General features: G+C 70.9%; 6 protein-coding genes. 4 read left to right on the forward strand and 2 right to left on the reverse strand.

Annotated elements, in window-relative coordinates; all coding sequences use genetic code 11:
• Positions 1 to 180: 180 nt before the first annotated feature.
• Positions 181 to 1,302 carry a toll/interleukin-1 receptor domain-containing protein gene (locus tag ACFTWP_RS10675; RefSeq protein WP_380264038.1) on the reverse strand — a complete coding sequence of 374 codons (1,122 nt, stop codon included), beginning with the start codon at positions 1,300 to 1,302 and terminating at the stop codon, positions 181 to 183.
• A gap of 264 nt (positions 1,303 to 1,566) precedes the next feature.
• Positions 1,567 to 2,820: a trypsin-like serine peptidase gene (locus ACFTWP_RS10680; protein WP_380264040.1), complete on the reverse strand. Its 1,254-nt coding sequence runs from the start codon at positions 2,818 to 2,820 to the stop codon at positions 1,567 to 1,569.
• 500 nt (positions 2,821 to 3,320) lie between these two features.
• Between ACFTWP_RS10680 and ACFTWP_RS10685 the strand changes: the two genes are divergently transcribed.
• The 4 genes from ACFTWP_RS10685 to ACFTWP_RS10700 all read left to right on the forward strand — a co-directional run bounded on the left by ACFTWP_RS10685 (position 3,321) and on the right by ACFTWP_RS10700 (position 7,226).
• Entirely contained in the window at positions 3,321 to 4,931 is a 1,611-nt protein-coding gene (locus tag ACFTWP_RS10685; RefSeq protein ID WP_380264041.1) for an ABC-F family ATP-binding cassette domain-containing protein, read from the forward strand.
• Positions 4,932 to 5,018: 87 nt separating this feature from the next.
• Entirely contained in the window at positions 5,019 to 5,246 is a 228-nt protein-coding gene (locus ACFTWP_RS10690; protein ID WP_380264042.1) for a hypothetical protein, read from the forward strand.
• Positions 5,246 to 5,617 carry a toxin Doc gene (locus ACFTWP_RS10695; protein ID WP_380264043.1) on the forward strand — a complete coding sequence of 124 codons (372 nt, stop codon included), beginning with the start codon at positions 5,246 to 5,248 and terminating at the stop codon, positions 5,615 to 5,617. Before ACFTWP_RS10690 ends, ACFTWP_RS10695 begins: the two co-directional genes overlap by 1 nt.
• A 217-nt stretch (positions 5,618 to 5,834) precedes the next feature.
• Positions 5,835 to 7,226 carry a M1 family metallopeptidase gene (locus ACFTWP_RS10700; protein ID WP_380264045.1) on the forward strand — a complete coding sequence of 464 codons (1,392 nt, stop codon included), beginning with the start codon at positions 5,835 to 5,837 and terminating at the stop codon, positions 7,224 to 7,226.
• The last annotated feature ends 158 nt before the right edge of the window (positions 7,227 to 7,384 follow it).

Genomic DNA, 7,384 nt, shown 5'->3' on the forward strand with positions numbered 1-7,384 from the left:
ACCCGCGGAGTGTGGTGGTCTCGGGACCGTCGTAGGCGTGTGCTGGTCAGCCCGGCGTTACCTTCTGTTGGACAACTGGCTCGGCCGGACTACCCGGAGCGGGGGATACGTGGCCCACGGCTGTGCCTGAACGCGTGGCCAGCCAGATTTTTTGACGAATCATCGGACCTGATTGTTGGCTCAGGCTGCCTCGGTCGAGTCATCGCCGACCTCATCAATCCGACGCCCCCATTCCTCGATGATGGTCTGGCCGTCGACCACCTTCTGAAGCGCTGCTTGAAGTTCGTTCATTAGAGGGCGGAGCTCCTTGCTCAATTGAGCACTTGTGCGCGCTCCGTCCCGGAACTCCTCAATGCCGGGCATCGCGCCGCTGGCTGACTCGCAGAGACCCTTGATCGAAACGAAGAAATCCTTCGCCGATTGACTGGTATCGCTGTCCAAGCCTCCCTCCGCCACAGTCCTAATCAACTGGATGATCGCCGGGTCAATCTCCACCAGCTCGGCAGAATATTTGGATCCCAACGATGAGAATTCGTCGACGGGATCGTTCAGTCGCTCGCGGAGCTTTCGGAAGACGGACAGTCGTCCGGAAAACCCCTGGCCGGCAGCATCCGACTTTGCAACCTGCTCCGCTGCCCATGTCATGTGGGAGCTGATCTCAGTTGTGGCACGGCTGAGATCTTCTACAACCTGTACCCAACGTGGCATTGCTTCCTCGGCAGCAGCCATGATCTCGATGAACCCCGCCGATTCATCGTCGAGCGTCGCCGTAAGCACTGGAGGATCAACGGTCAGAGCCTGCTCAACGATCTGGCTTAGCCGCAACGCGAGTTCGTTGATCGCTTTACGATATGCTGGCGAGTCCTCTGCTTCCAGTCGGAGGTCTCGCCAGTCAACCCACTGCCTCTGCGCAAGTAGCGCCATTACCTCGTCGCCAGACGGGTCTTTTGTGAGCTGAGGGACGTTCACGTAGTGAATCGGCAGGAGCAGGTCCTCAAGACCGAGGCTGGCTGCGTGCCCCGAGAACGTCAGGACCTCACGGCGGCACTCTGGACTCGTGAAGAATCGAGGAGTCATAACCGGAATCAGGAAAGTGATGCCAAAGATGGCAGTGTCGATCCTGATCCTCCAGGCCTCCCCCCAAGAGATCGACTTGCTGTCGACAAAAACCTTGAGCTCGCCTCCCGTGATGATCTCGAACTCATTTTTGATTGCCTCGGACAGGCGCAGGATCCGCCCGCTATCGAGCTCGTTGTCGCGATGGGTGTAGCTCCAGAATCCCGAGGGATCGTTGTCCGCCATGCGGTGAGCGTAGAACGAGCAGACTGCGGGTTTTTCTTTTTTCACAAAGGGGCAGTATGGGGGCTCTGGTCCGATATCCTGCCATGTTGGCTTCGGTCGTGATCAGCAGTCGCAAGCTGCCAGCGCGACGTGCAGAGGACCGCGGTCGGGTCCCGCGGCTCCGCCCCGCACGGCCCACGGGCGGCCCGGGGGAGTGGCAACGCCTCGGGCCGACGGCAACCCGCCGTCGGCCCGAGGTCGTCACGCGCTACGCAGCGGCAGGCGTCACTTCTTCTTCGACATGAAGTCCAGGGCGTGCGCGGCCACGTCGTCCAGGTACGGGCCGGCCTGCCAGCCGCCCTCGTCGTTGCCGATCGAGGTGTTGCTGACCAGGGCGGGCTTGCCGTCCTGGGTGCTGAACCAGCCGCCGCCGCTGCTGCCGCCGGTGTTGCTGCAGCCGACGGTGAGCAGCGGCGGGCGGCTCGCGTCCTTGGAGAGCCGTACCGGCTTGCCGCCCGCGCAGTTCTCCAGCTCGACGCCGTCGTACGGCTCGCCGGCGGGGTAGCCGTAGGTGTTGATGGCGAGCTGGTCGCGCGGGGCGTTGAACCAGACCGGGACGGAGCCGCCGACGGTCTCCTCCAGCGACTTGCCGCCGGCCTTGGGGTTCTCCACCTTGAGGATCGAGAAGTCGTAGTGGATGGCCCCGTTGAGCGCACCCTCCGGCTCGGCCTCGCCCGCCCACTGCGGCGAGACGACGGCGCCGACGGTGCCCCACTCGCCGTATGGTTCGGCCTGCTCGATGGCGCCCTTCTTGCCGCCGCTGAGGGTGGCGGCGCTGTTGAAGGCCGGGGCGAACATGATGTTCTCGTGGAACCCGGCGCCCTTGCCCTCGTGGGTGCAGTGGCCGGCGGTCCACACCAGGTTGCTCTTGCCCGGGTGCGCCGGGTCGGAGATCACGGTGCCGGAGCAGACGTAGTCCTTGCCCCCGGACTGGAAGAAGATCTTGCCGTTGACGTGGAACTGCTTGGCGAACGGGTGCGCGACGGGCTTCGCCTCGATCCGGGTCGGACGGGGGTCATTGCCGTCGTCGTTGGGCTTGCCGGTCGGCTTCGCGCTCGGCTGGCCGCTCGGCTTGGCGGTCGGCGCCGGCGTGTCCGGTGCCTGGACGGCCGGCTTCGCGTTGAGCATCCGCTGGATGTTCCAGTAGCCCGCGACGGCCGGCTTGACGACGTTCTGCTGGGCCCACTTGTCCCAGTCCTCGAACTTCCAGCTCTTCAGCTCGTCGAGGGTCGGCAGGTGCAGGGCGGCGGCCGTCTGGGCGCCCCCCGGGGTGCCGGCGGCGGACGCGGGCGGCGGTCCGGCCGGCCCGGCCGGCCCGGCCGGTCCGTCGGTGCTGTTCTCCGGTCCGCAGGCGGTGGCCGCCAGCAGGGTCAGCGCGGCGACGGACGTGGTGAGCGCGGCGCGCGTGGTGCGGGCACCGCGGCCGCGGCGGACGCTCTGCGGCTGATCGCTGCGGGCAGCACGAAAGACAGGTGACACGAGATCATTTCCCCCTTGGAATCCCCCGGGCGGCCCTCGGGCCGCCGGTTGTGCAGCAGGGAGTCTCCCACGCCGGGTGTGCTCCCCGGGCAGCCACCCCCCGGTTCGCTCCCGCCCGTCGGCCCGTCGAGCCGCAGGTCGCCGAGCCACCGGGTCCGCCGGTCGGCCGCGGGAAACTCCGTTGCGGGCCCCGGGGGATCCCCGTAGCGTTGAACACCTCACCCCCGCCGGACAGGAGAAGGCCGTTGCTTTACTGAGGTCCCGAGACACCGCCCCCCGCGCCCTTTCGAGCGCGGCGCGCGAGCGTGCGACCTCAGTGGTGAGCCGGCCCCCGGGCCGTGACCGACGATTCCGCGGAACGTCGGAGACGGCCCCCAGCCCCTGCCCGCCCGGCCCCGCCGGGCTCCTCGGCGCCCCCGTCGTACCCCGCCGCACCCTTCGTGCCCGCGGTGTCTCCCCGTGTTGCCCCGCATCCAGCAACCACCCCGGGAGACCACACCATGGCTCAATCCACCCAGACCGCCGTCCTCTGCACCGACCTCGGCTTCGACTGGCCGGACGGCAGCACCGTCCTCGACGGCTTCCAGCTGGCCGTCGGCCCCGGCCGCACCGGACTGATCGGCCTAAACGGCGCCGGCAAGTCCACCCTGCTGCGGCTGATCGCCGGCGAGCTCACCCCGACCGCCGGCAGTGTCCGGGTCGCCGGCGAACTCGGCTACCTGCCTCAGGGGTTGACCCTCGACACCACCCTGCGGGTGGACGAGGCCCTCGGGATCCGGGCCGCCCGCGAGGCCCTGCACGCCATCGAGTCCGGCGACACCGACGAGCGGCACTACGACGCCCTCGGCGAGGACTGGGACGTCGAGGAGCGCGCCCGCGCCACCCTGGACCGGCTCGGTCTCGACCGTCTCGGCCTGGACCGCACCACCGGCGAACTCTCGGGCGGTGAAGCGGTGTTGCTGCGCCTGGCCGCGTTGCTGCTGCGTCGCCCGGACGTCCTGCTGCTGGACGAGCCAACCAACAACCTCGACCTGGCGGCCCGTGAGCGCCTCTACGAAACGGTCGCGAGCTGGCACGGGGTCATGGTGATCGTCAGCCACGACCGCGAACTCCTGCGGTACGTCGACCAGATCGCCGACCTCCGGGACGGCGCCGTCACCTGGTACGGCGGCGACATCGCGCAGTACGAGCGCACCGTCGCGGCCCAGCAGGAGACCGCCGAGCGGCTGGTCAGGGCGGCCGAGGCCGATGTCCAGCGCCAGAAGCGGGACTTGTCCGAGGCCAGGATCAGGCTGGAGCGCAGCGCCAGTTACGGGAGGAAGCGCTCGGTCACCCGCAACGATCCGAAGATCTTCGCCGGCAAGTTCAAACGCCAGGCCCAGGAGACGGCCGGCCGGCTCCAGGGCATGCACACCGAGCGGCTGGACGAGGCCAGGCAGCGGCTCGGCGCCGCCGAGGAGGCGGTCCGCGACGACGCCGAGATCCGGGTCGACCTCCCCCGGACGGAGGTGCCGGCCGGCCGCACCGTACTGAGCCTCGTCAAGGTCCGACTGCCGTACGGCGTCGGTGCGGACCTGGAGCTGCGCGGTGCCGAACGCGTCGCGCTGGTCGGGCGCAACGGCTCGGGCAAGACCACCCTGTTGCGTACCGTCGCGGGCGAACTCGCGCCGCTGGCAGGGGAGATCGACACGCCCGTGCCGCTGCGCCACCTGCCGCAGCGCCTCGACCTGCTGGACGACTCCCTGAGCGTCGTCGACAACGTCAAGGCCTTCGCCCCGGGAGCCGGTGACAACGCGGTCAGGGCCCGGCTGGCCCGGTTCCTGTTCCGCGGTGCCCGTGCGGAGCAGCTCGCGGGCACGCTCTCCGGCGGCGAGCGGTTCCGGGCGACGCTGGCGGCCCTGCTGCTCGCCGACCCGGCCCCGCAGTTGCTGCTGCTGGACGAGCCGACCAACAACCTCGACCTCGCCAGCGTCCGCCAGCTCACCGAGGCCCTCGCCGGCTACCGGGGCGCCCTCGTGGTGGCCAGCCACGACCTGCCGTTCCTGCGCGGTCTGGGTGTCACCCGCTGGCTGGAACTGGACGGCGGGCTCCGGCCGATCGATCCGATGTGAGGTCCCGCCCCGCCGGCGGGTCCGGCCGCTCCCGTCCGCTCCCGGGCGGGGTTCCGCGGCCGGTACCCCGCCGGTACCATCGGCGCCATGCCGGCCCTCAACATCGAGTACACGGAGCACGAACTCGCGGCCATCCGCGCGGCGGCCGCCGCCGACGGGAAGAGCGTCAAGGCGTACGTGCACGACCTGAGCGTGCGGGAGCAGCAGCGGCGGGTCTTCGTCGACCACGCGGTGGCGTTCTGGAACGAGCACGTCGAGGAGTTCGACGCGGCCTTCCCGGAGGACGCACCCGGGGCGAGGACCGCCGCTGCGTGATGAGCCTGCACGTCGACATCCGCTGGCTGCTGGACGTCCAGGAGCACGCCTCGCCGGAGGATCTGAGCGTCCGCGACTACTCCGCGCTGCAGGCCGCCGTGGCGAGGCACCGGGTCAACACCGCGCAGCTCGGGCACACCGCCGACCCGGCCTGGTGCGCGGCGACGCTGATGCACACCATCGTGCTGCTGCGGCCGCTGCCGGTGCGCAACAACCTGTACGCCTGCATGGCGACCGCCGCCTACATGCACGCGGCCCGCGAGGGCATCGACCCGCCGTACGGCGCCCTGGTGGAGCTGGCCCGGGACGTGGCGGCCGGGACGGCCGACGTCTTCGCGGCGGCCGGCCGGATCCGCGACTGGCGAATCTGACGCCCGGGCCCGCTCCGCCCCCGTTCCGCCCTCGGCCCGCTCCCGGGCCCCGGGCGGGCAGGCTCATCAGGCCGACCCGGGCACGACTCGGGCACGACGACCCGGGCACGACCGGGCACGACCCGGGCACGACCGGGTACGACCGAGCGAGGCATCGCACGGCAGCCCACGGCGCGTCAGGTCGGGCCGGGAGCGGCGGTGTCCGAGCATGGCGCACATGACGAGAAGAACACGAGTGGTGACGGCGGCCGCGTCCGCCCTGTGCGCGCTCTCCCTGCTGGCCGCGGTGCCGGCCTCGGCGGGGGAGCCGGACCTCGGCACGGTCGGCGCCGGCGACCCGTACTTCCCGCTGAGCGGCAACCCGGGGTACGACGTCCGGCACTACGACCTCGATCTCGACTTCACCCCCGCGAACCACGAGTTGGCCGCCGAGGCGACCGTCTCCGCGACGGCGGGGGAGCGGCTGGCCCGGCTGGGGCTGGACTACTCGGGGCCGCCGGTCGAGAGCGTCCTCGTCGACGGCCGGCCCGCGCGGTACGAGCGGAGCGGGCAGAAGCTGACCGTCCTGCCGGCCCACCCGATCGGCCGCGGGGCGGAGTTCACCGTCAGGGTCAGGTACCGGGGCACGCCCGAGCGGATCAGTGACGCCGTCCTCGGCGACTACGGCTGGCTGAACACGGACGACGGTGCGGTCGCACTGAACGAGCCGGACGGCGCGCGCACCTGGTACCCCGTCAACGACGACCTGCGGGACAAGGCCACCTACACCTTCCACCTGACCACCCCGAACGGGGTGCGGGCGCTGGCCAACGGCGAGCCGCAGGGCGAACCGCGCACCCACGGCGACCGGACCACCGTCACCTGGGAGATGCGCGAGCCGATGGCCAGCTACCTCTCGATGGTGGCGATCGGCAGGTTCACGGTGACGCGGGACGACGCGGGCGGCCTCCCCAACATCACGGCGTACGACCCGGCGGGCGCCGACGACTCCCTCCTGCACCGCACCACCGCCGAGGCGCTGGCCTGGCAGACGGAGCGGTTCGGCCGCTACCCCTTCGACTCCACGGGCGGGATCATCGACCGGGTCGGGGTCGGCTACGCCCTGGAGACCCAGAGTCGCCCGGTGTACGACGGCGCCCCGGACGAGCTGACCGTCGTCCACGAGGTGGCCCACCAGTGGTTCGGCGACAGCGTCACACCGGAGACCTGGCGGGACATCTGGCTGAACGAGGGCTTCGCCACCTACGTCGAGTGGCTCTGGCAGGAGGACCACGGCGGGCCCACCGTGCAGGAGACCTTCGACGGCTACTACGCGACGCCCGCCGGGGATCCGTTCTGGCAGCTGCGGACCGGTGACCCCGGGCACGACGAGATCTTCAACTACGACGTGGTCTACGTCCGGGGCGCGATGACCCTGCAGGCCCTGCGGAACGCCGTCGGCGACCAGGACTTCGCCACCCTGCTGCGGGAGTGGCCGCGGGCCCACCGGCACGGCAACGCGAGCACCTGCGACCTGCTCCGCCTGGCCGAGGAGATCTCGCACCGGCAACTGGGCCCGCTGTTCGACGCCTGGCTCTACACGGCGGCCAAGCCCGGCCCGGTGGCCTGAGCCAGGCTGCCCCGGACCGGGTGCCCGGCATGCGAAGGGGCGGTGGGGGGGGGGGGGCGGCCCCCCCCCCCCCCCCCCCCGGGGGGGGGGCCAAGGAGCGGCGGGGGGGGGCGCGCCCCCGCCCGCCGCCGCCCACGGGCGCGGGGCGCGGGCGGCCC

Origin of the sequence: Kitasatospora sp. NPDC057015 (assembly GCF_042673745.1) — a bacterium.
In the GTDB taxonomy this organism is placed as follows: domain Bacteria; phylum Actinomycetota; class Actinomycetes; order Streptomycetales; family Streptomycetaceae; genus Kitasatospora.